Origin of the sequence: Streptomyces sp. NPDC058985 (genome assembly GCF_042740985.1) — a bacterium.
In the GTDB taxonomy this organism is placed as follows: Bacteria; Actinomycetota; Actinomycetes; order Streptomycetales; family Streptomycetaceae; genus Streptomyces.
The window spans coordinates 98,803-121,262 of record NZ_JBHYJX010000002.1 but is presented as its reverse complement, the minus strand read 5'-3'; the positions used below and the strand labels follow the sequence as shown (position 1 = coordinate 121,262).

Sequence of the window (22,460 nt, the reverse complement as noted above, 5' to 3'; positions counted from 1 at the left end):
CTCACACCTCCTGGGCGGCGGCGCCCCGGGCCTGGGCCAGGGTGTCGAGTTCCTGGAGCACGGGCAGGGCCAGGGCGAAGGCGGTGGCGGGCCGGTCGTCGACCAGGCTGCGGGCGCGGTCGAGGCGGCTCTCGATGCTCCGCATGGCGCGGGCCCTGCTCCCGTCGGCGGCGGCGGACGCCTCCAGTTGCTCCTTGCCGAACAGGTGGGTGGCCTCGCTGAGCAGTTCGCTGGCGAGTTCGGCGAGTTCGGGGCTGCGGATGGGCTGCTGCTCGTACAGGATGCGGGCGGCGACGAGGCACTCGGTGACGCGCTCGGTGATGCTCCAGGACATCCGCAGCCCGGCCTCGTGGGCCTCGGGGTAGACGGCCTGGACGTTGTCCCAGAGGCCGGCGCCTTCCTCGTCGTCGATGCGGCGGGCCCACAGGTGCTCGAAGGCCTGCTCGGCCAGGCGCAGCAGCCGGTCCTGGGCGCCGATGTTCCGGGAGAGTTCGGCGAGCTGGATGATCCGCTTGAGGAGCTGTGCGGAGAAGTCGGTCATCCGCCACAGCAGTTGCCCGCCGGAGCGCTCGGATCCGGCGAGCGGCATGGTGACGCCGGGGGTGTGCAGCCGGATGGTGGGGTCGTTCCTGGTCATTCTGCTGGTGACCCTGCCGCGGTCGGCGAGGCGCTCCATGATGGCGACGGTGCGGGTGAGGTCGTCGTCGGTCGCCTTCCGGCGGACCAGGTCGTGGACGACGATGGCCGCGACGGTCAGGGAGAAGTACTCGGACTCCAGGCGCAGTCCGGTGGTCTGCCAGGGCAGGTCCTCCAGAGGCCAGCGCTCGCTGCCGAAACGCGCGATCGCGGACCAGTACTGCTGGCTCAGTTCCCAGCGCAGGCGCAGCATCTCGGCGAGCTTCTGCTGGTCCTCGTCGAGCAGACCGAGGGTGAGGGTGCGCTCGGAGAACAGGTCCTGGATGCCGTCGAGGGCGGTGACGGTGAAGTACACGTAGGGCAGCCGGTCGGCGATGCCGTCGGGCTGGCCGGGTACGGGGAGGCTCAGGTCGGTGATCTTCGGCGCGTCCTTGACGATGCCCCAGGCCCAGCCGCACTCGAAGAGCTGGCTCTCGTCGCGGATGCCCTCGTCGACCTGGATGCCCCTGGAGATGCTCTCGATGATGGTGGCGCGCAGCGGGCGTAACCGGCGGGAGAACTGCTGGAGGACGAGCCGGTCGGACTGCCCGCCCTGTCCGATGACCTCGATCAGCCGGCTGCCCTGTTCGGACTCGGCGTCGAAGACGTTGACGGTGAAGGAGCGCAGCAGGCTGACCATCGCGGCGGTCAGCCGGGTGTTGGTGGCGTCCCGCAGCTCGGCGACGGCCTTGCGCACCTCGGGGCGGGTGGTGGTGCTCTCGTAGATCTTGAGGAAGCCGAGGGTGGCGAGGCAGAGCGTGACGGACATGGAGTAGGAGTCGACCACGCCGAGCTGGTACTGCTCGTGGGTGATCCCGCCGCCGGCCTCGGCGGGGCGGAAGTAGTGGCCGCCGGAGAAGGTGGGGCTGTCGTCCGTGCCGGTGTGGGTGCGCATGAACTGGGTCAGCGCGGTGATCAGGTTGGGCGGGATCTCCAGCCGGCTGCCGACGCGGTCGAGGGCGCGCAGGATGTCACGTTCGGTGGTGTCGGGCTGGTCGAGGCGGAAGGCGGGGACCTCGGTGGCCGGATACAGGATGCAGAGCAGGCGTTCGGCGTCGGCGACGCTGCTCAGCCCGTCGGTGTCCCCCCGGACGAGCTTCCCGTCGTCGAACGAGTGACGGGCCATGGCCTGCCAGATCTCCAGCAGGTGCTGCCGCGGCTTGATCTGCATCCCCGCACCCCTCGTACAGATCTCGTTGCCCTGTGTTCAGCATGGTCCCCGTTCCTACGGGGTGGCAATCTCCGAATTGCGCCGCCCCAGGGCGAGGAGCATTCCCTCGTGTCCCGGCCGCACCATGTGGTGCAGATCGTGGATCTCCAGCTCTCCGGTGAAGGGCCCGAGGCTCTCCCTGACCCGGTCCTCGTTCACCCGGTAGGCCGGGTAGTCGTGGGCGCCGACCCGGTAGCCGACGGACTCCTTCATGAAGGCGGCGGCGAACGGGGCTCCGTCACCGAGCGCGTTCATGAAGCAGCGCACGCCCCGCTGGAACTCCTCGGGGCACTCGGACATCGAGTCGGCGACGAAGAACATGGTCCCGAGCCCCCAGCGGCGGTGGCCGTGCTCCAGGTCGAACAGGTTGCCGCGCTCCACCCGGACGATCTCGCCGGCCAGTTCCCTGGGCTCGACGGCGCGGTAGGCGGGGGCCTCGCACAGCACGTTCCAGAACGGGTCCCAGGCGGTGTCGTACCCGGCCGGGGAGACCTGCTTCTCCAGGTACTCGACGTTCGGGTGCGCGTACTCCAGCAGCAGGACCTTGTCGCACCAGGGCAGCATGGAGAGCGCGGGGTAGAGGTTGGCGCCGGCGCCGACGTCGATGCCGCGCACCGGGTGCGGGGCGTCGGCGAAGCAGCGGCTGAAGTGGTCGCGCATCAGCCGGACGATGAGGAGGTCGACCTCCAGCGGTGTCCGGTAGTTGTCGTCGACGTACGCCTCCGGATCGAACTTCGACCACGGTGCGTCGGCGTTGCGATCCATAGTCATCCTGCCGCGTTCCATTCGATTCCGGACAAACCCCAGTGTTGTGCACGGTAGGGCACCGGGGCACAGCGAGACAGCAGGGAACTCGCCACTCCGCATCCGCCGGGCGCACGTCGGGCGCATCGTCGCACGCCCGAACTCGCCCTTGCACGGCCGAAGTTGGAAGCTCACTCTAGCCAGAAGGAGTCACCGGCCGCCACACGAAGCGTCATTCCTTCGAGTAGGGCTCCGGTGGCGAGGAGTTGACGTCCGCACGTGCTGACTGGGGGCTGCATGACCGCCGAACCGCTGGAACGTTCCCTCGACCGCCACGACCTGCTCCCGGGGGCCGCCGACGGCCCGGACGGCCCACCTCTGGACCTGCGCACCGCCCGGGAGTCCGATCTGCCCGAACTGCGGCGGCTCGACGAGGAGGTGTTCCGGGAGTTCGCCTATCCCGGCTTCCTGCTGCGCCAGCTCTTCGACATGTACGAGGAACACTTCCTGGTGCTCGACGACGGCGCGGGCCGGCTGCGCGGCTACGTGCTGGCCGCCACCCGGGCGCTCGGCGCGGACAGCTGGATACTCGGCCTGGGCGTGACCCCGGACCGGCGCCGGCACGGCCTGGGGACGGAGCTGATGACGGAGGTCCTGACCCGGTTGCGCCGGGACGGCATCGACGTCGTGCGCCTGACCGTGGAGCCCGCCAACCTCGCGGCGATCTTCCTCTACCGCTCCCTGGGCTTCCGCCCGGAGGAGCCCGACGGGGGGCTGCGCCAGGACTACTTCGGACCGGGCATGCACCGCCAGATCATGCGCCTCGACCTGCCCGGCTAGGGCCTGTCTGACGCACCGCCGTTCGGTCAGGAGGGTGTGCCCGCCGATTCCATGAGGCGGGTGATGTCGTCGGAGCAGAGGGTCAGGGCCGCCCCGACCGTCGCCAGGGCGTCGCGTTCGGCGGCGGTGTAGGGGCCGTCGGCGAGGGCGATGCGGGCGCCCTGGAGCAGGATCGACTCACGTCCGACGGTGGCGAGGTGCGGGGCCAGCGGGTCCAGCGCCTCGTGCAGTTCTATGGCGAGGCCCGGCACGCAGGGTTCGCCGTGGACCCGGCCGGTGTCCGCCTCCAGCGCCTCGACGAGCGCGTTCAGCTGCTCCTCGGTGCAGTCCTCGAAGCCGGCCGCGCGCACCGCGACGGCCGCCGTCTCCAGCGCGGTGCGGGAACAGGCACCGCCGGCGGCGAGGACCGCGAGGGCAACGGTGTGGACGGCGTCGCGGAGCATCGCCGAGAAGCGGGTGGTGGTGGGGTGGTCGAGGACCTCGGTGCCGTAGTGGCGGCGGCAGGCCGCGCACTCGACGGTCGGCGCGGACTCGCCGCGGGGCAGCAGGGGCACGCCGAGCAGGGTGAAGCGGCGCCGTCCGGCGAGCCGCTGGTAGTTGCGGTCGCCGCCGCAGCCGGGGCAGAAGAACTCGCCGTCGCCGACCGGCGTCCACGCGGTGCGGGTGCCCAGGATGCGTGGCAGCCGGGCAGCTCGGCCGTTTCGTCCCCGTCCAGGCAGCACGTCGCACCTCCGTAACGGCGCGACAGCATCGTCGCGCTGGCGTGATGTTAGCCACATCACCGACGTGGAGTCAGTACCCGGGACGAGACCTTTCCGTGACCTGCACAGATATATGGCCGGTATATGACGGCGCCCCGCCCGCCGTTCTGCGGCGAGCGGGGCACCAAACCACCGATTCGGCTGGTCAGCGAGTTGCGCGGTTGACGGCGGAGACGACGGCCTTCAGCGAGGCGCGCGTGGTGTTCGCGTCGATTCCGATGCCCCACAGCACCTTGTCGCCGATGGCGCACTCGATGTAGGAGGCGGCCTGCGCGGAGGCGCCCTCGCTCATCGTGTGCTCCTGGTAGTCCAGCAGCCGTACGTCGATGCCGACGCCCTGCAGCGCGTGGAAGAACGCCGAGATCGGGCCGTTGCCGGTGCCGACCAAGGTGGTCTCCGCGCCGTCGACGGTCGCCTCGACGGTGAGGGTGTCGACGCCGTCGCGGTCGGTCGTGGTCTGGCCGTTGGCCACCTGGATGCGGCCCCAGGGGTTGTCCGGGTTGGGCAGGTACTCGTCCTGGAAGACCTCCCAGATCGCCTTGGGCGTGATCTCGCCGCCCTCGGCGTCCGTCTTGGCCTGGATGGTCTTGGAGAACTCGATCTGCATCCGGCGGGGCAGGTCCAGGCTGTGGTCGTTCTTCAGGACGTAGGCGATGCCGCCCTTGCCGGACTGCGAGTTGACGCGGATGACCGCCTCGTAGGAGCGGCCGACGTCCTTCGGGTCGATGGGCAGGTACGGGACGGCCCACTCGATGTCGTCGACGGTGACGCCCTTCGCGGCCGCGTCGGCCTCCATGGCGTCGAAGCCCTTCTTGATGGCGTCCTGGTGGGAGCCGGAGAAGGACGTGTAGACCAGGTCGCCCGCGTACGGGTGGCGCGGGTGGACCTCCATCTGGTTGCAGTACTCCCACGTGCGACGGATCTCGTCGATGTCGGAGAAGTCGATCTGCGGGTCGACGCCCTGGGAGAACAGGTTCATGCCCAGGGTGACCAGGTCGACGTTGCCGGTGCGCTCGCCCTGTCCGAACAGGCAGCCCTCGATGCGGTCGGCGCCGGCCATCAGCGCCAGCTCGGCCGCCGCCACCGCCGTACCGCGGTCGTTGTGCGGGTGGACGGACAGGCAGACGTACTCGCGGCGGGAGAGGTTGCGGCCCATCCACTCGAAGCGGTCCGCGTGCGTGGACGGCGTGGAACGCTCCACGGTGGCGGGCAGATTGAGGATGATCTCGCGGCCGGGGCCGGGCTGGTAGGTGTCCATCACCGCCTCGCAGACCTCCAGCGCGAAGTCCAGCTCGGTGTCGGTGAAGATCTCCGGCGAGTACTGGTAGCCGAAGTCCGTCTCGGGGCCCAGCAGTTTCTCGGCGTACTCCATGACCAGCCGGGTGCCGTCGACGGCGATCTGCTTGATGTCGTCCCGGGAGCCGCGGAAGACGACCCGGCGGAAGACGGGGGCGGTCGCGTTGTACAGGTGGACCGTGGCCCGCCTGGCGCCCTTCAGGGACTCCACCGTGCGCTCGATCAGGTCCTCGCGGGCCTGGGTCAGCACGGAGATCGTGACGTCGTCCGGGATGGCGTCCGGGTCCTCGATGATGGAGCGTACGAAGTCGAAGTCGGTCTGGCCGGAGGCCGGGAAGCCGACCTCGATCTCCTTGTAGCCCATCTTGACCAGCAGATCGAACATCGCGCGCTTGCGGGCGGGCGACATGGGGTCGATCAGGGCCTGGTTGCCGTCGCGCAGGTCGGTGGAGAGCCAGCGGGGGGCGGCGGTGATCCGCCGGTCCGGCCAGGTGCGGTCGGCGATGTCGACCTGCTCGTACCCGCGGTACTTGGCTGTCGGCATGGGGCTGGGCTGCTGGCGGTTGGCCATGATGGCGTGGGCTCCTCGTGAGTTCCGCGGTGTCCGCGTGGTCCGGAAGGACGGCCGACGGCACCACCAAGCTCCGCGGGGAGGGAGTCGGCCTCTTACAGGCCCTCGCCGCGGCAGCTAAGGAGAAGCAGCCCGAAACGCATGATGCCCAGCACCATAGCCGAGCCACGCCGGTCACGCGGGTCCGTATCAGTATGCGGGACCACGGAGGGAACCGGGACAAAAAGTGCCGTATACCACTTGTCGGCGGTCGCGGAGCCGCCTTGGTGCCGATTTTCACCAATCGTGGTTGCGGGTGGTGACACCCTCGTCACGCAGTGCGAAGGTGCCGGACATGACGACCTACGGGGGCTTCGAGCCCGTCTTCTGCACCATCGTGCCGCCCCACGTCCTCGACCGGCTGGCCCAGCACGCCGATCCGGTGCTCTCCGGACCGGCCCGCCGCACCCTCCAGCGCGACGCCTTCGAGCGCACCCACCGACAGCTGACCACGGTCATCGGCGCCGCCACGATCACCCCGCGCGCCGGTGCCGAGGCCGGGAAGCCGCACCGCACGGTCTTCGACGCCCGGCACGGCACCGACCTGCCCGGCAAGAAGGTGCGCACCGAGGGTGAGGAGCCCGGCCGGGACGCCACCGTGAACCGCGCCTACGCGGGCCTGGGCGCCACCTTCGAGCACTTCCTCAAGGTGTACCGGCGCGACTCCGTCGACGGCGCCGGACTGCCGCTGGACGCGACCGTGCACTACGACCGCGAGTACAACAACGCCTTCTGGAACGGCGAGCAGATGGTCTTCGGCGACGGGGACGGGGAGATCTTCCTCGACTTCACCGTCGCCCTGGACGTGATCGGCCACGAGCTGACCCACGGCGTCACCCAGCACACCGCCAACCTGACCTACTACGGCCAGCCGGGCGCCCTGAACGAGTCGGTCTCGGACGTCTTCGGGGCCCTCGTCAAGCAGTACTCGCTCGGCCAGACCGCCGCCGAGGCCGACTGGCTGATCGGCGCCGGACTCCTCGCCCCGCGCGTGACGGGCGTGGCGCTGCGCTCCATGAAGGCGCCGGGCACGGCGTACGACGACGACGTGCTCGGCAAGGACCCGCAGCCCGCGACGATGGACGACTTCGTCCGCACCGGCCGCGACAACGGCGGTGTGCACATCAACTCCGGCATCCCCAACCACGCCTTCCACCTGCTGGCCACCGCGCTCGGCGGGCACGCCTGGGAGCGGGCCGGGCAGATCTGGTACGACGTGCTGACCGGCGGTGAGCTGGCGCAGGACGCGCTGTTCGCGGACTTCGCGACGCTCACCCTGAAGGCCGCCCGGGAGCGCTACGGCGACGGCGAGGAACTGGAGGCGGTGCGCAAGGCCTGGGAGCAGGTCGGGGTGCGCACGCCGTAGTTCCGTACTAGACACGGTGGCATGCGGATTTTGGTGAGGCGCACAGGAGGCTTCGCGGGCATCGAGCGCCACGCGGAGGTCGATACGGCCGAGCGCCCCGACGCGGGCGAGTGGCACGCGCTGGCCGAGCGGGCGTGCGCGGACGGCCGGGCCACGCCCCCGGTCGGGGTCCCGGACGGGTTCAGCTACCAGATCACCGTGGACGGGAAGACGGTGTACGCCGCCGACCCCCGGCTGACGGACGAGCAGCGCAGGCTGATCTCCCGGGTGCTGAAGGAGGGTGCGTAACGCGGAACGCCGTTGACGTGCACGGGCGTTGACTTCCCGCGCCGGGGGTGCGGATGATCCGCGCATGGCGACTGATCCGAGCACGGGCACGGCCCCGGACCCGCTCCCCCGGTTCCCGGACGGCTTCCTGTGGGGCGTGTCGACCTCGGCCCATCAGATCGAGGGCGCGGCCGGCCTGCGCGAGCGCTCCGTGTGGGACGACTTCACGGACCTGCCGGGGCGGGTGAAGGACGGCTCGACGGCGGCGGTGGCCTGCGACCACTACCACCGCCACCGCGAGGACGTGGCGCTGCTGGCGGACCTCGGCGTGGACGCGTACCGCTTCTCGGTCTCCTGGCCCCGGGTGAACTCGCCCGGCGGCCTCGACTTCTACGACCGCCTCGTCGACGACCTGTGCGCGGCGGGCGTCCGGCCGGTGCCGACGCTCTTCCACTGGGACCTGCCGGCCGGCCTGGACTGGCTGGAGCGGGACACCGCCGCCCGGTTCGCCGCGTACGTGTCGGTCGTCGCCGACCGGCTGGGCGACCGGGTCGGCAAGTGGATCACCCTCAACGAACCCGCCGAGCACACCCTGCTCGGCCACGCCCTCGGCACCCACGCCCCCGGCCGCACGCTGCTCTTCGACGCCCTGCCGGTCGCCCACCACCAGCTCCTCGCGCACGGTCTGGCGGTACGGGCGCTGCGCGCGGCGGGCGCCACGGACATCGGCATCGCCAATTCGCACGGGCCCACCTGGCCCGCCTCAAACGACCCGGCCGACCGGGAGGCGGCGGACCTGTACGACGTCCTGCTGAACCGGATGTTCAGCGACCCGCTGCTGACCGGGCGCTACCCGGAGGGCATCGGCGAGCTGATGCCCGGGGACGTGGCGGCGGACCTGGAGGTCGTCGCGGAGCCGCTGGACTTCTACGGCGTGAACTACTACGCGCCGGCCCGGGTGGGCGCCCCGCTGGGCACCGAGTCCGGGGCCGGGGCCGGCGGGGTGACCCTGCCCGCCGGACTGCCCTTCTCGCTGCGCGCCGTCGAGGACCGGCCGCTGACGGACTTCGGCTGGCCGGTCGTCCCCGAGGGGCTGACCGAGCTGCTCACCGGCCTGCGCGACCGCTACGGCGAGCGGCTCCCGCCCGTCGTCATCACCGAGAACGGCTGCTCCTACGAGGGCCTGGACGACCGGGACCGCATCGCCTACCTCGACGGACACGTCCGCGCCCTGCACCGGGCCGTCGAGGCGGGGGTGGACGTGCGCGGCTACTTCGTGTGGTCGCTCCTCGACAACTTCGAGTGGGCCGAGGGGTACGCCCGGCGGTTCGGACTGGTCCACGTGGACTTCACGACGCTGGAGCGCACGCCCAAGGCGTCGTACGGGTGGTTCCGGGACCTGGTCCGCGAGGGGCGGCCGGGCGGGCGGCCGGGCGCCGCCGGAGGGCCGCCCATATAAAAACCTCGGCGCTGTCGGCGGGGAGTCGTACGCTGGAGGCAGCAGACCACACCCGTCACGCGGCACGCGCCGCAGAGGAGGACGAGCAGGCCTAGAGCGCCGGCCCATGACTCAGACACCCTCAGCCCACACCCCCGCGCAGGGGCAGGCGAGAGCACAGATCAGCGTCCCCGCCCAGCACCCCATGGTGACCGTCCTGGGCTCCGGAGACTCCCTCCTGCGCGTGATCGAGAAGGCCTTCCCGGCGGCCGACATCCATGTCCGGGGCAATGAGATCAGCGCCGTCGGCGACACCCACGAGGTCGCCCTCATTCAGCGCGTTTTCGACGAGATGATGCTGGTGCTCCGCACGGGGCAGCCGATGACGGAGGACGCAGTGGAACGCTCGATCGCCATGCTCAAGGCGAGCGAGAACGGGGAGAGCGACGGCCAGGAGACCCCGGCCGAGGTGCTCACGCAGAACATCCTGTCCTCGCGCGGCCGCACCATCCGCCCCAAGACGCTGAACCAGAAGCGGTACGTCGACGCGATCGACAAGCACACCGTCGTCTTCGGCATCGGCCCCGCGGGCACCGGCAAGACCTACCTGGCGATGGCGAAGGCCGTACAGGCCCTCCAGTCCAAGCAGGTCAACCGGATCATCCTGACCCGTCCGGCGGTCGAGGCCGGCGAGCGGCTCGGCTTCCTGCCGGGCACGCTCTACGAGAAGATCGACCCGTATCTGCGCCCGTTGTACGACGCGCTGCACGACATGCTCGACCCCGACTCGATCCCGCGCCTGATGGCGGCCGGGACGATCGAGGTCGCGCCGCTGGCGTACATGCGCGGCCGCACGCTGAACGACGCGTTCATCATCCTGGACGAGGCCCAGAACACCAGCCCCGAGCAGATGAAGATGTTCCTCACCCGCCTCGGCTTCGAGTCGAAGATCGTGATCACGGGTGACGTGACGCAGGTCGACCTGCCCGGCGGCACCAAGTCGGGCCTGCGGCAGGTCCAGGAGATCCTGGACGGCGTCGAGGACGTCCACTTCTCCCGGCTCACGTCGCACGACGTGGTCCGGCACAAGCTGGTGGGCCGTATCGTCGACGCCTACGAGTTGTACGACAGCCGCAACGGCACCGAGAACGGCTCCCACAAGGGCGGCCACGCTCCGCGCAACGGTGCCAAGGCCAAGGGGAAGTAGACCAGCACGACCATGTCGATCGACGTCAACAACGAGTCCGGAACCGAGGTCGACGAGCAGGCGATCCTCGACATCGCCCGCTACGCGCTCGCGCGGATGCGCATCCACCCGCTCTCCGAGCTCTCGGTGATCGTCGTGGACGACGGCGCCATGGAGCAGCTGCACCTCCAGTGGATGGACCTGCCCGGTCCCACCGACGTGATGTCCTTCCCGATGGACGAGCTGCGCCCGCCCGCCAAGGAGGAGGACGAGCCGCCGCAGGGGCTGCTCGGCGACATCGTGCTCTGCCCGGAGGTCGCCGCCAAGCAGGGCACCGAGGCGCCGACGCAGCACTCCATGGACGAGGAGCTCCAGCTCCTCACCGTCCACGGGGTGCTGCACCTGCTCGGCTACGACCACGAGGAGGCGGACGAGAAGGCCGAGATGTTCGGTCTCCAGGCCGCCATCGTGGACGGCTGGCGTGCGGAGCGGGGCCTGACCGGCCCGTCTCCGGCCCCGACCGTCTCATGAGCCTCCCCCTGGTCGCGGGCGCCGTGGCCCTGATCGTGGTCGCCTGGCTCGCCGCCTGCGCGGAGGCGGGCCTCGCGCGGGTCTCCAGCTTCCGCGCCGAGGAGGCGGTACGGTCCGGGCGGCGCGGTGGCGAGAAGCTCGCCAAGGTCGCCGCCGACCCGACGCGCTATCTCAACGTGGCGCTGCTGGTCCGGGTCGCCTGCGAGATGGCGGCCGCCGCGCTGGTCGCGTACGCCTGCCTGCAGGAGTTCGCCAACACCACCGAGGCCCTGCTGATCGCCATCGCCGTGATGGTGCTCGTCTCGTACGTCGCCGTCGGGGTCTCCCCGCGCACCATCGGCCGCCAGCACCCGCTGAACACGGCGACGGTCGCGGCGTACGTGCTGGTGCCGCTGGCCCGCGTGATGGGCCCGATCCCGTCGCTGCTCATCCTCATCGGCAACGCGCTCACCCCCGGCAAGGGCTTCCGCCGCGGCCCCTTCGCCTCCGAGGCGGAGCTGCGCGCGCTGGTCGACTACGCCGAGAAGGAGTCCCTGATCGAGGCCGAGGAGCGCCGCATGGTGCACTCGGTGTTCGAACTGGGCGACACCCTCGTGCGCGAGGTCATGGTCCCGCGCACCGACCTCGTGGTCATCGAGCGCTACAAGACCATCCGGCAGGCGCTCACCCTCGCCCTGCGCTCGGGCTTCTCGCGCATCCCGGTCACCGGGGACAGCGAGGACGACATCGTCGGCATCGTGTACCTGAAGGACCTGGTCCGCAGGACGCACATCAGCCGGGAGGCGGAGAGCGACCTGGTCTCCACCGCGATGCGCCCGGCGACCTTCGTGCCCGACACCAAGAACGCCGGTGACCTGCTGCGCGAGATGCAGAAGGAGCGCAGCCACGTCGCCGTCGTCATCGACGAGTACGGCGGCACGGCCGGCATCGTCACCATCGAGGACATCCTGGAGGAGATCGTCGGCGAGATCACCGACGAGTACGACCGGGAGCTGCCGCCGGTCGAGGAGCTGGGCGGGGACCGCTACCGGGTCACCGCGCGTCTCGACATCGGCGACCTGGGCGAGCTGTACGGCCTGGACGCGTTCGACGACGAGGACGTGGAGACGGTGGGCGGTCTGCTGGCCAAGGCGCTGGGCCGGGTGCCGATCGCCGGTGCCTCCTCGATCGTGGAGCTGCCCGACGGGCGGGAACTGCGGCTGACCGCGGAGGCCGCGGCGGGCCGCCGGAACAAGATCGTGACGGTGCTGGCGGAGCCGGTGGGCGCCACGGAGGTCCCGAGGGAGGCGTTGCAGGAGTGAGTCCCGAGGAGCTGCGCGACTTCTGCCTGTCCTTCAACGCCTCGGTGGAGGACTTCCCCTTCAACCCGGAGACCTCGGTCTTCAAGGTGCTGGGGAAGATGTTCGCGCTGTCCTCGCTGGACGGGCGCCCGCTCACGGTCAACCTCAAGTGCGACCCGGACGAGGCGGTGCGGCTGCGGGGCGAGCACCCGGGGCTGATCGTTCCGGGCTGGCACATGAACAAACGGCACTGGAACACGGTGACCGCCGACGGCGGACTCCCGGACCGGGTGGTCCGGGAGCTGGTCGAGGACTCGTACGACCTGGTGGTCGCCGGTCTGCCGCGCGCGGAACGCCTCCGTCTCGACCGTCCCTGAGCCCGCTCCTGATCACTGAACGTATGCTCGGTCCATGACCGAGACTCCCGCCCTCGACCCCGAGGACCGCAAGATCGTCACCCTGGCCCGTTCCGCCCGGGCCCGCAACGGTGTGCCCGAGGGGGCGGCCGTGCGCGACGAGACCGGACGCACCTACGTCGCCGGGACCGTGGACCTGGACTCGCTGAAGCTGAGCGCGCTGCGTACCGCGGTGGCGATGGCGGTGGCGTCCGGCGCGAAGTCCCTGGAGGCGGCGGCCGTGGTGACCGAGGCGGAGGCGGCGTCGGCGGAGGACCGGGCGGCGGTACGGGACCTGGGCGGTCCCGGGACACCGGTGCTGGTCGCCTCGCCCGACGGTACGGTCCGCTCCACGGTGAGCGCGGGCTGAGGGCGGCCCTGCCGTCGACCTTGGTACGGCGGGGCTCCGGGGATCAGGGACAATGGGCGCCATGAGCGTTCGTACCCAGTCATCCGAAGAACCGGCCGAGACTGTTCACCGGGCCGGCTTCGCCTGCTTCGTGGGCCGCCCCAACGCGGGCAAGTCCACCCTCACGAACGCTCTGGTCGGGCAGAAGGTGGCGATCACCTCGAACCGTCCGCAGACCACGCGGCACACCGTGCGGGGCATCGTGCACCGCGAGGAGGCCCAGCTGATCCTGGTGGACACCCCTGGGCTGCACAAGCCGCGCACGCTGCTGGGCGAGCGGCTGAACGACGTGGTGCGCACGACGTGGGCCGAGGTGGACGTCATCGGTTTCTGTCTGCCGGCCAACGAGAAGCTGGGCCCCGGTGACCGCTTCATCGCCAAGGAGCTGGCGGGGATCCGGAAGACGCCGAAGGTCGCGATCGTCACGAAGACCGACCTGGTGGACGGCAAGACCCTGGCCGAGCAGCTGATCGCGATCGACCGGCTCGGCGAGGAACTGGGCATCACCTGGGCGGAGATCGTCCCGGTGTCGGCGACCGGGAACAAGCAGGTCGACCTGCTCGCGGACCTGCTGACCCCGCTGCTGCCCGAGGGCCCCGCGCTCTACCCCGAGGGCGACCTGACCGACGAGCCCGAGCAGGTCATGGTCGCCGAGCTGATCCGGGAGGCCGCGCTGGAGGGCGTACGGGACGAGCTGCCGCACTCCATCGCGGTGGTCGTCGAGGAGATGCTCCCGCGCGAGGACCGCCCCGCCGACAAGCCGCTCCTGGACATCCACGCCAACGTTTTCATCGAACGCCCCAGCCAGAAGGGCATCATCATCGGCCCCAAGGGCAAGCGCCTGAAGGACGTCGGCATCAAGTCCCGCAAGCAGATCGAGGCCCTCCTCGGCACGCCGGTCTTCCTCGACCTGCACGTGAAGGTCGCCAAGGACTGGCAGCGCGACCCCAAGCAGCTGCGACGGCTCGGGTTCTGACGCGCCCCCTGCCCCGCACGCCGGCCACGCGGCGGCAGCCGCAGATCGACACAGCCTGGACCTCCACGTGAAGGTCGCCAAGGACTGGCAGCGCGACCCCAAGCAGCTGCGACGGCTCGGGTTCTGAGCCCGGGGCCGGGCGGTCAGGACGGGGGGCGGAAGCCGATCGTCGGGACGGCCCGGCGCAGGGGCCAGGCGGCGGGCGGGTCGTCGGGGAGCAGGGCGGCGAGGAACGCGTAGCGGCGCAGGGCCGTGGGGTCCTGGCCCCGGACCGACTGGACCTTGCGCCACCAGGTGGCGATCTCGCCCCAGCCGGGCGCCGACAGGGAGCCGCCGAACTCCTGGACCGAGAGGGCGGCGGTCAGACCGGCGAAGGCCAGCCGGTCGGCCAGGGGCCAGCCGGCCAGGGTGCCGGTGACGAACCCGGCGACGAAGACGTCCCCCGCACCGGTCGGGTCCAGGGCCTCCACCTCGATCGCCGGGACCTCGGCGCTCTCCCCCGTCCGCCGGTCCACCGCGTACGCGCCCTCCGCGCCGAGGGTGACCACGGCGAGCGGCACGTGCTCGGTCAGGGCGTGCGCCGCGGCGCGCGGGCAGGTGGCTCCGGTGTAGCGCATGGCCTCCTCCGCGTTGGGCAGGAAGGCCTCGCAGTGCGCGAGGTCGAAGAGCCCGGCCAGGTCCCAGGCGCCGGTGTCGTCCCAGCCGACGTCGGCGAAGACGCGGGTGCCGCGGGCGGCGGCCTGGGCGATCCAGGGGGCGCTCACGCCGGGCGTGAGGGAGGCGACGGCGGCCCGCGCACGCGGCGGGCAGTCGGGCGACGGCTCCTCCGGCGGCGGCTCGTGGCCGTGGGAGACCATCGTGCGCTCCCCCTCGTACGCCATCGAGACCGTCACCGGCGAGTGCCAGCCCGGAACGGTGCGCGAGGAGCCGAGGTCGATGCCCTCGCCCTGGGCCAGGACGTCCCAGCAGTAGTCACCGTAGTGGTCGTCGCCGAAGGCCGCGGCGAGCGAGGTGCGCAGGCCGAGGCGGGCCAGCGCGGTCGCCATGTTGGCGATGCCGCCCGGGCTCGATCCCATGCCGCGCGCCCAGGACTCGGTGCCGCGCACCGGTGCGGAGTCGAGCCCGGTGAAGACGACGTCGAGGAAGACGGTGCCGGTCAGATACACGTCCCAGGGTGGGTCCTGCGGGCCGCGCAGCGCGGCGAGAGGATCGACCCGGGACCGGCGGTGCGATTCCTCGTCCTGGGCGTGGCGATGGGTTCTCGCGTCGGCCGGCGTGGCGGGCATGGCGGGCACGTCGGACGCGGTGGACACGGTGGACGCTGTCACGGTGCGCTCCCTGGCATGGTGCGGGTCTGGCCAGTGTGCACCACGCCGCCGACAATGCCCGCGCCCTACCAGCGCGGCACGGAGGGCGTGACCCAGTCCGGGTCCGCCACCCGCATCGCGGCGGCGTCGTCGCGGTCGCGCAGGGTGCCGTCGTCCTCCAGCCAGCGCCGGTGCAGGAACGCCAGGCGGTCGCGGTCGAGTTCGACACCGAGGCCGGGCGCGTCGGAGACGGTGACGCGGCCGCCGTCGAAGACGAGTCGTTCGGTGAGCACGTCCTCGGACTGCCAGGGGTAGTGGGAGTCGCAGGCGTGGTGCAGGCCGGGGACGGTGGCCGCGACGTGGGTCATGGCGGCGAGGCTGATCCCGAGGTGGGTGTTGGAGTGCATGGACACGCCCACACCGAAGGTGCGGCAGACGGCGGCGAGCTGCTGGGTGTTGCGCAGCCCGCCCCAGTAGTGGTGGTCGGAGAGCACGACCTGGACGGCGCCCTCGGTGAACGCCTCCCGGATCTCGTCGAACGTCGTCACGCACATGTTGGTGGCGAGCGGCACCCCGGTCTTCGCGGCGACCTCGGCCATGGCCGGCGTGCCGAGCGCGGGATCCTCCAGGTACTCCAGGAGGTCCCCCAGTTCCCCGGCGACCCTGAGCGAGGTCTCCACGGACCAGGCGCCGTTGGGGTCCAGGCGCAGCGGGTGTCCGGGGAAGGCGTCGGCGAGCGCCCTGATCGCGGCGATCTCCTCGTCGGGCGGGAAGACACCGCCCTTGAGCTTGAAGGAGGTGAAGCCGTACCGCTCGGTGAAGGCGCGGGCCTGTGCGACCACGCCGGCCGGGTCGAGGGCGGCGCCCCAGTCGTCCCGTTCGGCGGCGACGCCCTCGGGGTGGGCGGCCCATTTGTAGAAGAGGTAGGCGCTGTACTCGACACGGTCGCGGACCTTGCCGCCCAGCAGCGCGTGCACGGGCAGGCCGAGCGCCTTGCCGAGGGCGTCCAGGCAGGCGACCTCGAAGCCCGAGACGACGGACAGGCGCAGCTTGTCGGCGGTCTGGACGCCGCGCAGCCCGCCGACGTCGACCTGGGCCAAGACCCGGGAGCCGTCGACGGCGACCTCGTCGGCCGCGGTGAACAGGCCGTTCAGATCGCTGACCTGACGGCCGATCAGCTTCTCGGCGAAGGGCCGGGCCAGTTCCAGGTACTTGGCGTCGCCGTAGGTCTCACCGATGCCGCTGACCCCGTCGGCGGTCTCGACCTCGATGATCAGGCGGGGCGTGTACGGCTGGTGCACGCCCTGCGTGTTGAGCAGCGGAGGGTCCGCCACGAGGATCGGCGTGAGGTGGACGGCCGTGATGGTGAGGTCGGCGGTCACGGGCGGCTCCTGGCAGGTCGGGTCCGGCGGCGGACGGGGCCCCGGACTGCCGTCTCCATATGTAAACGGCATCCATATATGGAGTTCGAGATTAGAGAGCCCGCCCCCGAGGCGTCAATGGTGCGGCCGACCGGTGCGGTGCCGCCGCGTCACCCGGTGGGGAAGGTGTACTCCGCCACCTCGGCCAGACAGCGCGCCCGCAGTTCCTCGTCGTCCTCCAGGAAGGAGGCGAGGAACGAGTTGCGGGCCAGTTCCCGCAGCCGCTCCTCGGTGAGCCCGAGGGCGAGGCGCACGGCGTCGAAGTTGTCGCCCGCGTAGCCGCCGAAGTAGGCCGGGTCGTCGGAGTTGACGGTGCACATGAGGCCCGCGTCGAGCATCACCGGCAGGGGGTGCTCGGCGAGGGTGTCGACCGTACGCAGCCGGACGTTGGACAGCGGGCACAGGGTCAGCGGGACGCGGTCGCGCACCAGCCGCGCCACCAGCTCCGGGTCCTCCAGCGAGCGCAGGCCGTGGTCGACGCGCTCGACGCCCAGGACGTCCAGGGCCTCGGTGACGTACTCCGGCGGCCCTTCCTCGCCCGCGTGCGCGACCCGGCGCAGCCCGAGCGCGGCGGCGGCCTCGTACACCTCGCGGAACTTGACCGGCGGGTGGCCGACCTCGGCGGAGTCCAGGCCGACGCCGGTGATGCGGTCCAGGTACGGCTTCGCGGCGTCCAGCGTCGCGAGGGCCGACTCGGCGGACTCGTCGCGCAGGAAGCACATGATCAGCCGGGTGGAGACACCGTGGTTCTCCCGGCTGCGGCCCAGCGCCCGCCACAGCCCCTCCACGACCGTGCCCATCTCCACGCCCCGGGCGAGGTGGGCCTGCGGGTCGAAGAAGATCTCCGCGTGCCTCACGCCCTGCGCGGCGGCGCGGGCGAGGTAGGCGTCGGCGAGGTCCTCGAAGTCCCGCTCGGTGCGCAGGACGGCCATCAGTTCGTAGTACAGGTTGAGGAAGGACTGGAGGTCCTCGAACCGGTACGCCTCGCGCAGCGCGTCCTCGTCGGCGTACGGCAGGGGCACACTGTTGCGGGCGGCCAGCTCGAAGGCCAGCTCCGGCTCCAGGGTGCCTTCGATGTGGAGGTGCAGTTCAGCTTTGGGCAGGGACATCAGAGCATCGTACGGCGGTTTCACCGACGTTTCGGAACGGGGATCCGGGTGAGGTCACGGGCCACGGTCAGCTCGCCCGCGAACCCGGCGGCCCTCGCCTGCCGCTCGAACTCCTCGGGCTCGGAGTAGCGCTGGCTGAAGTGGGTCAGCACCAGGTGCCGCACGCCCGCGTCCCGGGCGACCCGGGCGGCCTGGCCGGCGGTCAGGTGGCCGTGGTCGGTGGCGAGCGCCTCGTCCTCGTCGAGGAAGGTGGACTCGATGACCAGCAGGTCGCAGCCCTCGGCGAGCGTGTGCACCCCCGGGCAGAGCCGGGTGTCCATGACGAACGCGAACCGCTGGCCGCGGCGGACCTCGCTGACCTCGTCGAGCCGGACGCCGCCCAGCGAGCCCTCCCGCTGGAGGCGGCCGACGTCGGGGCCCGTGATGCCGTGTGCGGCCAGGCGGTCGGGGAGCATGCGGCGGCCGTCGGGTTCGGTGAGGCGGTAGCCGTAGGACTCGACGGGGTGGGACAGCTTGTGGGCGTCGAGGGTGTAGGCGGGGGTGACCGCCAGCGGCCCGTCCGTGTCCACCGGCGACTCGGTGAGCGCGACCGTCTCGCGGTACGCGGTGGCGTACCGCAGTCGTTCGAAGAAGCGGCGTCCGGAGCGCGGGTAGTGGGTGGTGATCTCGTGCGGGACCTGGTCGAGGTTGATGCGCTGGATGACACCGGCCAGGCCCAGGCTGTGGTCGCCGTGGAAGTGCGTGACGCAGATCCGGTTCAGGTCGTGGGCGGCGGCCCCGGCGCGGAGCATCTGGCGCTGCGTGCCCTCGCCGGGGTCGAACAGGATGCCCTCGCCGTCCCAGCGCAGCAGGTACCCGTTGTGGTTGCGGTGCCGGGTCGGGACCTGGCTTGCGGTACCGAGGACGACCAGTTCACGTACGGACATCGTGGGCTATCCGGGGGGCCATTCGAGGCCGCGGCCGCCGAGGACGTGGGCGTGCGCGTGCCAGACGGTCTGGCCGGCACCGGTGCCGGTGTTGAAGACGGTCCGATAGCTGTCCAGTTTCTCCTGGTCGGCGACCGCCTGCGTCTCGCGCAGGACGTCCGCGGCGAGGTCCGGGGCACCGGCGGCGAGCGCGGCGGCGTCGCGGTGGTGCGCCTTGGGGATCACCAGGACGTGGGTGGGGGCCTGGGGGTTTATGTCGCGGAAGGCGACGGTGGTGTCCGTCTCGCGGACGATCGTCGCGGGGATCTGGCCTGCGACGATCTTGCAGAACAGGCAGTCGTCCTGGGGTTCCCCTGCCATGCGCGTGCGCTCCTTTTCGCAGGTGGGCTGGTATGGGGGCATGGTAGTCGGTCGGGTGCGGGCCGGTGAGGGTTGATCGCGCCCACGCGGCGGAGCCGCAGAGCGACACAGCCCCGCGCCCCTAGGTGGGGATACTTGGCGGTGTTTTGGCTGGGGCCGACTCCAGTGACTCCAGGGCCAGCCGGATCGCCTCGTCCAGTTGGGGGTCGCGGTCCGCCGCGTGGTCCTGGGGGCGCTGCCAGACCTCCACGTCGGGGTCGACGCCGTGGTTCTCCACGCCCCAGCCGTAACCCTCCAGCCAGAAGGCGTACTTGGGCTGGGTGATCAGGGTGCCGTCGACCAGGCGGTAGCGGCTGTCGATGCCGATGACGCCGCCCCAGGTGCGGGTGCCGACGACGGGGCCGATGCCGAGTGCCTTGATGGCGGCGTTGACGATGTCGCCGTCGGAGCCGGAGAACTCGTTGGCGACGGCGACGACCGGGCCGCGGGGCGCGTCCAGCGGGTAGCTGGAGGGGCGCATCCCGCGGGGCAGGTCCCAGCCGACGATGCGCCGGGCCAGCTTCTCCACGACGAGCTGGGAGGTGTGCCCGCCGCGGTTCTCGCGGACGTCGACGACCAGGCCCTCGCGGGCCACCTCGACGCGCAGGTCGCGGTGGATCTGGGCCCAGCCGGGCGCCTGCATGTCGGGAACGTGCAGGTAGCCGAGCCGGCCGCCGGACTTCTCGTGGACGTAGGCGCGGCGGTCGGCGACCCACGCGTGGTAGCGCAGCGGCTCCTCGTCGGCGAGGGGGACGACGACGGCGTGCCGCAGTTCGCCGCCGCCGGACGGGGAGATGGTCAGCTCGACGGCCTTGCCCGCCGTGCCGACCAGCAGCGGGCCGGGTCCGGTGACCCGGTCCACGGGCTGTCCGGCGACCGCGACGATCGCGTCCCCCGCGCGCACGGCGACGCCGGGCGCGGCGAGCGGGGAGCGGGCGTCGGGGTCGGAGGTCTCCGAGGGCAGGACGCGGTCGATGCGCCAGGTGCCGTCCTCGTGCCGGGAGAGGTCGGCGCCGAGCAGGCCCTGCCGGGCACCGGAGCCGTGGCCGCCGCGCGGGGTGACGTAGGCGTGCGAGGTGCCGAGTTCGCCCTGCACCTCCCAGAGGAGGTCGACCAGGTCGTCGTGGGTGGCGAGGCGGTCCAGGACGGGCCGGTAGCGGTCGAGGACGCCGTCCCAGTCGACGCCGTTCATGTCGGCCCGCCAGAAGTGGTCCCGCATGATGCGGCCGGTCTCGTCGAACATCTGGCGCCACTCGGCGGCCGGGTCGACGGTCTGCCGCACCCGGCCCAGGTCCACACCGATGTTGGTGTCGCTGTCCTCGTCGCCGGAGGCCCGCCGGTCGCTGGGCACGACCTTGAGCCGCCCGTCGGCCCACAGCAGCACCCGCTTGCCGTCGCCGCTGACCTCGAAGTGGTCTGCGTCGCCCGCGAGATGCTCGACGCGCTGCTGGGCGAGGTCGTACCGCTCCAGCTCGGTGTTCGGGTCGGGGGCGTCCGGGGTGGCGCGGGAGGCGCCGAGGACGCCGGTGAGCGGGTGGCGCAGCCACAGGACGCCGTCCTTGGCGGCGCGCAGCCCGGAGTAGCGGGCGGCCTCGACCGGGAAGGGCACGATGCGGTCGGCGAGGCCCTCGATGTCGATCCGGGTGGTCGGGGTGCCCTCGCTGTCGGGGGTCTCCTCCCGGTCCGGGGTCTCGAAGGGGCGGCCGTGGCGCTGCGGGCCGAAGGGCGAGGGCGTGGTCGCGGCGAGCGTGATCAGGTACGGCCGGGCGCCCTCGATGAAGGCCAGGTCGAAGACATGCTCGTCGTAGACGGGGTCGAAGGAGCGGGTGGAGAGGAAGGCGAGGTGCTTGCCGTCCAGGGTGAAGGCGGGCGCGTAGTCCTTGAAGCGCAGCGGCGTCGCCTCGCTCACCGACAGGTCGGTGGTGTTGGCGAGCTTGAGCTGGCGCAGCGGGTCGGGGCCGGGGTGGGACCAGGCGAGCCAGGCGGAGTCGGGCGAGAAGACCAGCCCGGAGGCGTCGCCGTCCTCGCTGCGGTCGACCTCGCGGACCTCGCCGCTCTCGCGCTCGACGAGCAGGACCCGCCCGTCGTGCGAGGCGACGGCGGCCCGGCTGCCGTCGGGGGCCATGGCGAGGTGCAGCACCCGGCCGAGCCGTCCGGCGGCCAGGCGCCGCGCGGTGGTGCCGGGCGCGAGTCCGGTGGCGGGCGCGAACTCCAGGGCGTCGTCGCCCTCGGCGTCCGTCACCCACACCACCCACTCCTCGCCGTCGACGCGGAAGGTGCGGGGCAGCCGGGTGCGGACCCCGGGCGTCGCCGTGAGGGCGCGGGCCGGTCCGGCGCGGTGGGTGACCCAGTGCACGGCGCCCCGGACGGCGACGGCGCTGCCGCGTGCCGTGTGGTCGGGGGAGGCCGAGCCGAACCAGCGGGCGGCGTTCAGCGGGTAGGACTGGAGGTCGACGCGGGCGCCGCCGAGCCGGATGTCCAGCCGGCGGGGCTCGGCGCCGTCGAGGTCGTCGAGGGTCCACAGCTCACCGGCGCTGGAGTAGACGACGCGGGTGCCGTCGGTCGCGGCGTGCCGGGCGTAGAAGCCGTCGAGCGGCGTGTGGCGGCGCAGGTCGGAGCCGTCGGCGAGGGAGGAGTAGACGGCGCCGGTGCCCTCGTGGTCGGAGAGGAAGGCGACGCGGTCGCCGACCCAGAAGGGGTACTCGATGTTGCCGTCGAGGTCGCCGTGGAGGCGTACGAACTCGCCGTCGTCCTCGCGGTCGATCCACAACTTGCCCGCCGTGCCGCCCCGGTAGCGCTTCCACCAGGCGGCCTCGCGGCCCATCGGCGCGGACAGCAGCACGGTGTGCGGCCCGTCCGCGACGTCGCCGACGGGACCGTACGGCAGGGTGGCGGCCGGTCCGCCGTCGAGCGGGACGGCGCGGGCCCAGCTGCGGCGCAGGCTGGCCTGTCCGTAGGTGCTGAGGGCGAGGACCTCGCCGTCCGGGGTCCAGCCGCGTACCTGGGTCCTGATGCTGCCCCAGTGGGTGAGGCGCTCGGCGCGGCCGCCGTCGACGGGCGCGACGTGCACCTCGGGGGCGCCGTCCCGGGTGGAGGTCCAGGCGACCGTGGTGCCGTCGGGCGAGACGCGCGGGTGGTTCACCGGCACGTTGTCGGCGCTGACCCGCCAGGCCCGGCCGCCGTCGAGCGGGGCGAGCCACACGTCGTCCTCGGCGGTGAAGGCGACCAACTCGCCGTGCGGGTGCGGAAAGCGGAGGTAGGCAGGCGCTGCGGGCTGTGTCACCCCCTCACCCTATGCAGCGGCGCGTTCCTCC

At 71.8% G+C, this 22,460-nt stretch carries 20 protein-coding genes; 10 read left to right on the top strand and 10 right to left on the bottom strand.

Annotation, left to right across the window (positions count from 1 at the left end; all coding sequences use genetic code 11):
* Position 1: 1 nt before the first annotated feature.
* Together ACFW01_RS02245 and ACFW01_RS02240 are read right to left on the bottom strand one after the other, a co-directional pair.
* Positions 2-1,846: an SCO2524 family protein gene (locus ACFW01_RS02245; RefSeq protein ID WP_234954533.1), complete on the bottom strand. Its 1,845-nt coding sequence runs from the start codon at positions 1,844-1,846 to the stop codon at positions 2-4.
* 54 nt (positions 1,847-1,900) lie between these two features.
* Positions 1,901-2,656, bottom strand: a complete 756-nt coding sequence (locus ACFW01_RS02240; protein WP_234954535.1) for an SCO2525 family SAM-dependent methyltransferase — start codon at positions 2,654-2,656, stop codon at positions 1,901-1,903.
* Positions 2,657-2,926: 270 nt separating this feature from the next.
* On the opposite strand from ACFW01_RS02240, the gene ACFW01_RS02235 reads away from it, so the two are divergent.
* Entirely contained in the window at positions 2,927-3,469 is a 543-nt protein-coding gene (locus ACFW01_RS02235) for an N-acetyltransferase (protein WP_234954537.1), read from the top strand.
* A 26-nt stretch (positions 3,470-3,495) separates the two neighbouring features.
* Here ACFW01_RS02235 and ACFW01_RS02230 read toward each other — a convergent pair whose 3' ends face one another.
* On the bottom strand, positions 3,496-4,191 hold the full coding sequence (locus tag ACFW01_RS02230) for a TerB family tellurite resistance protein (protein WP_234954539.1): 696 nt from the start codon (positions 4,189-4,191) through the stop codon (positions 3,496-3,498).
* 184 nt (positions 4,192-4,375) lie between these two features.
* On the bottom strand, positions 4,376-6,097 hold the full coding sequence (gene leuA, locus ACFW01_RS02225; RefSeq protein ID WP_234954540.1) for a 2-isopropylmalate synthase: 1,722 nt from the start codon (positions 6,095-6,097) through the stop codon (positions 4,376-4,378).
* A 334-nt stretch (positions 6,098-6,431) separates the two neighbouring features.
* Here leuA and ACFW01_RS02220 point away from each other — a divergent pair, with 334 nt between their 5' ends.
* From ACFW01_RS02220 to era, 9 genes are all read left to right on the top strand, one after another.
* Positions 6,432-7,502 carry a M4 family metallopeptidase gene (locus ACFW01_RS02220; protein WP_234954541.1) on the top strand — a complete coding sequence of 357 codons (1,071 nt, stop codon included), beginning with the start codon at positions 6,432-6,434 and terminating at the stop codon, positions 7,500-7,502.
* 21 nt (positions 7,503-7,523) lie between these two features.
* Positions 7,524-7,790, top strand: coding sequence for a protealysin inhibitor emfourin (locus ACFW01_RS02215; protein WP_234954542.1), 267 nt, complete (start codon positions 7,524-7,526; stop codon positions 7,788-7,790).
* A gap of 64 nt (positions 7,791-7,854) precedes the next feature.
* The gene (locus ACFW01_RS02210) at positions 7,855-9,228 is read left to right on the top strand and encodes a GH1 family beta-glucosidase (RefSeq protein ID WP_234954543.1); all 1,374 of its coding nucleotides are present in this window, start codon (positions 7,855-7,857) and stop codon (positions 9,226-9,228) included.
* 106 nt (positions 9,229-9,334) lie between these two features.
* A complete protein-coding gene (locus ACFW01_RS02205) occupies positions 9,335-10,414 on the top strand; it encodes a PhoH family protein (protein WP_234954544.1) in 1,080 nt (359 codons plus the stop codon).
* Between the two features lie 12 nt (positions 10,415-10,426).
* On the top strand, positions 10,427-10,924 hold the full coding sequence (gene ybeY, locus ACFW01_RS02200) for an rRNA maturation RNase YbeY (protein ID WP_234954545.1): 498 nt from the start codon (positions 10,427-10,429) through the stop codon (positions 10,922-10,924).
* Positions 10,921-12,225, top strand: coding sequence for a hemolysin family protein (locus tag ACFW01_RS02195; RefSeq protein ID WP_384502186.1), 1,305 nt, complete (start codon positions 10,921-10,923; stop codon positions 12,223-12,225). Before ybeY ends, ACFW01_RS02195 begins: the two co-directional genes overlap by 4 nt.
* Positions 12,222-12,581 carry an MmcQ/YjbR family DNA-binding protein gene (locus tag ACFW01_RS02190; protein WP_234954549.1) on the top strand — a complete coding sequence of 120 codons (360 nt, stop codon included), beginning with the start codon at positions 12,222-12,224 and terminating at the stop codon, positions 12,579-12,581. The genes ACFW01_RS02195 and ACFW01_RS02190 overlap by 4 nt, the downstream gene beginning before the upstream one ends.
* A 34-nt stretch (positions 12,582-12,615) precedes the next feature.
* Complete coding sequence (locus ACFW01_RS02185; RefSeq protein WP_234954551.1) at positions 12,616-12,969, top strand: cytidine deaminase; 354 nt, start codon at positions 12,616-12,618, stop codon at positions 12,967-12,969.
* A gap of 61 nt (positions 12,970-13,030) precedes the next feature.
* Entirely contained in the window at positions 13,031-13,984 is a 954-nt protein-coding gene (gene era / locus ACFW01_RS02180) for a GTPase Era (RefSeq protein ID WP_161341751.1), read from the top strand.
* 143 nt (positions 13,985-14,127) lie between these two features.
* Here era and ACFW01_RS02175 read toward each other — a convergent pair whose 3' ends face one another.
* From ACFW01_RS02175 to ACFW01_RS02150, 6 genes are all read right to left on the bottom strand, one after another.
* Positions 14,128-15,270 (bottom strand): carbohydrate kinase family protein, encoded by a 1,143-nt coding sequence (locus tag ACFW01_RS02175; RefSeq protein WP_384502238.1) that lies wholly within the window; start codon positions 15,268-15,270, stop codon positions 14,128-14,130.
* A gap of 107 nt (positions 15,271-15,377) precedes the next feature.
* Complete coding sequence (locus ACFW01_RS02170) at positions 15,378-16,673, bottom strand: glucarate dehydratase family protein (protein WP_384502185.1); 1,296 nt, start codon at positions 16,671-16,673, stop codon at positions 15,378-15,380.
* 149 nt (positions 16,674-16,822) lie between these two features.
* Complete coding sequence (locus ACFW01_RS02165; RefSeq protein WP_234954557.1) at positions 16,823-17,821, bottom strand: adenosine deaminase; 999 nt, start codon at positions 17,819-17,821, stop codon at positions 16,823-16,825.
* 20 nt (positions 17,822-17,841) lie between these two features.
* Positions 17,842-18,747, bottom strand: a complete 906-nt coding sequence (locus ACFW01_RS02160; RefSeq protein WP_384502184.1) for a ribonuclease Z — start codon at positions 18,745-18,747, stop codon at positions 17,842-17,844.
* Positions 18,748-18,753: 6 nt separating this feature from the next.
* A complete protein-coding gene (locus tag ACFW01_RS02155; protein WP_384502183.1) occupies positions 18,754-19,107 on the bottom strand; it encodes a histidine triad nucleotide-binding protein in 354 nt (117 codons plus the stop codon).
* 121 nt (positions 19,108-19,228) lie between these two features.
* Positions 19,229-22,429 (bottom strand): S41 family peptidase, encoded by a 3,201-nt coding sequence (locus ACFW01_RS02150; protein ID WP_234954563.1) that lies wholly within the window; start codon positions 22,427-22,429, stop codon positions 19,229-19,231.
* Between the last annotated feature and the right edge of the window lie 31 nt (positions 22,430-22,460).

Bases quoted from the DNA above. Each gene is read 5' to 3' on its own strand.
- ACFW01_RS02245 (WP_234954533.1), bottom strand. From the start codon at position 1,846: ATGCAGATCAAGCCGCGGCAGCACCTGCTGGAGATCTGGCAGGCCATG.
- ACFW01_RS02240 (WP_234954535.1), bottom strand. From the start codon at position 2,656: ATGACTATGGATCGCAACGCCGACGCACCGTGGTCGAAGTTCGATCCG.
- ACFW01_RS02235 (WP_234954537.1), top strand. From the start codon at position 2,927: ATGACCGCCGAACCGCTGGAACGTTCCCTCGACCGCCACGACCTGCTC.
- leuA (WP_234954540.1), bottom strand. From the start codon at position 6,097: ATGGCCAACCGCCAGCAGCCCAGCCCCATGCCGACAGCCAAGTACCGC.
- ACFW01_RS02220 (WP_234954541.1), top strand. From the start codon at position 6,432: ATGACGACCTACGGGGGCTTCGAGCCCGTCTTCTGCACCATCGTGCCG.
- ACFW01_RS02215 (WP_234954542.1), top strand. From the start codon at position 7,524: ATGCGGATTTTGGTGAGGCGCACAGGAGGCTTCGCGGGCATCGAGCGC.
- ACFW01_RS02210 (WP_234954543.1), top strand. From the start codon at position 7,855: ATGGCGACTGATCCGAGCACGGGCACGGCCCCGGACCCGCTCCCCCGG.
- ACFW01_RS02205 (WP_234954544.1), top strand. From the start codon at position 9,335: ATGACTCAGACACCCTCAGCCCACACCCCCGCGCAGGGGCAGGCGAGA.
- ybeY (WP_234954545.1), top strand. From the start codon at position 10,427: ATGTCGATCGACGTCAACAACGAGTCCGGAACCGAGGTCGACGAGCAG.
- ACFW01_RS02195 (WP_384502186.1), top strand. From the start codon at position 10,921: ATGAGCCTCCCCCTGGTCGCGGGCGCCGTGGCCCTGATCGTGGTCGCC.
- ACFW01_RS02185 (WP_234954551.1), top strand. From the start codon at position 12,616: ATGACCGAGACTCCCGCCCTCGACCCCGAGGACCGCAAGATCGTCACC.
- era (WP_161341751.1), top strand. From the start codon at position 13,031: ATGAGCGTTCGTACCCAGTCATCCGAAGAACCGGCCGAGACTGTTCAC.
- ACFW01_RS02175 (WP_384502238.1), bottom strand. From the start codon at position 15,270: ATGCCCGCCACGCCGGCCGACGCGAGAACCCATCGCCACGCCCAGGAC.
- ACFW01_RS02165 (WP_234954557.1), bottom strand. From the start codon at position 17,821: ATGTCCCTGCCCAAAGCTGAACTGCACCTCCACATCGAAGGCACCCTG.
- ACFW01_RS02160 (WP_384502184.1), bottom strand. From the start codon at position 18,747: ATGTCCGTACGTGAACTGGTCGTCCTCGGTACCGCAAGCCAGGTCCCG.
- ACFW01_RS02155 (WP_384502183.1), bottom strand. From the start codon at position 19,107: ATGGCAGGGGAACCCCAGGACGACTGCCTGTTCTGCAAGATCGTCGCA.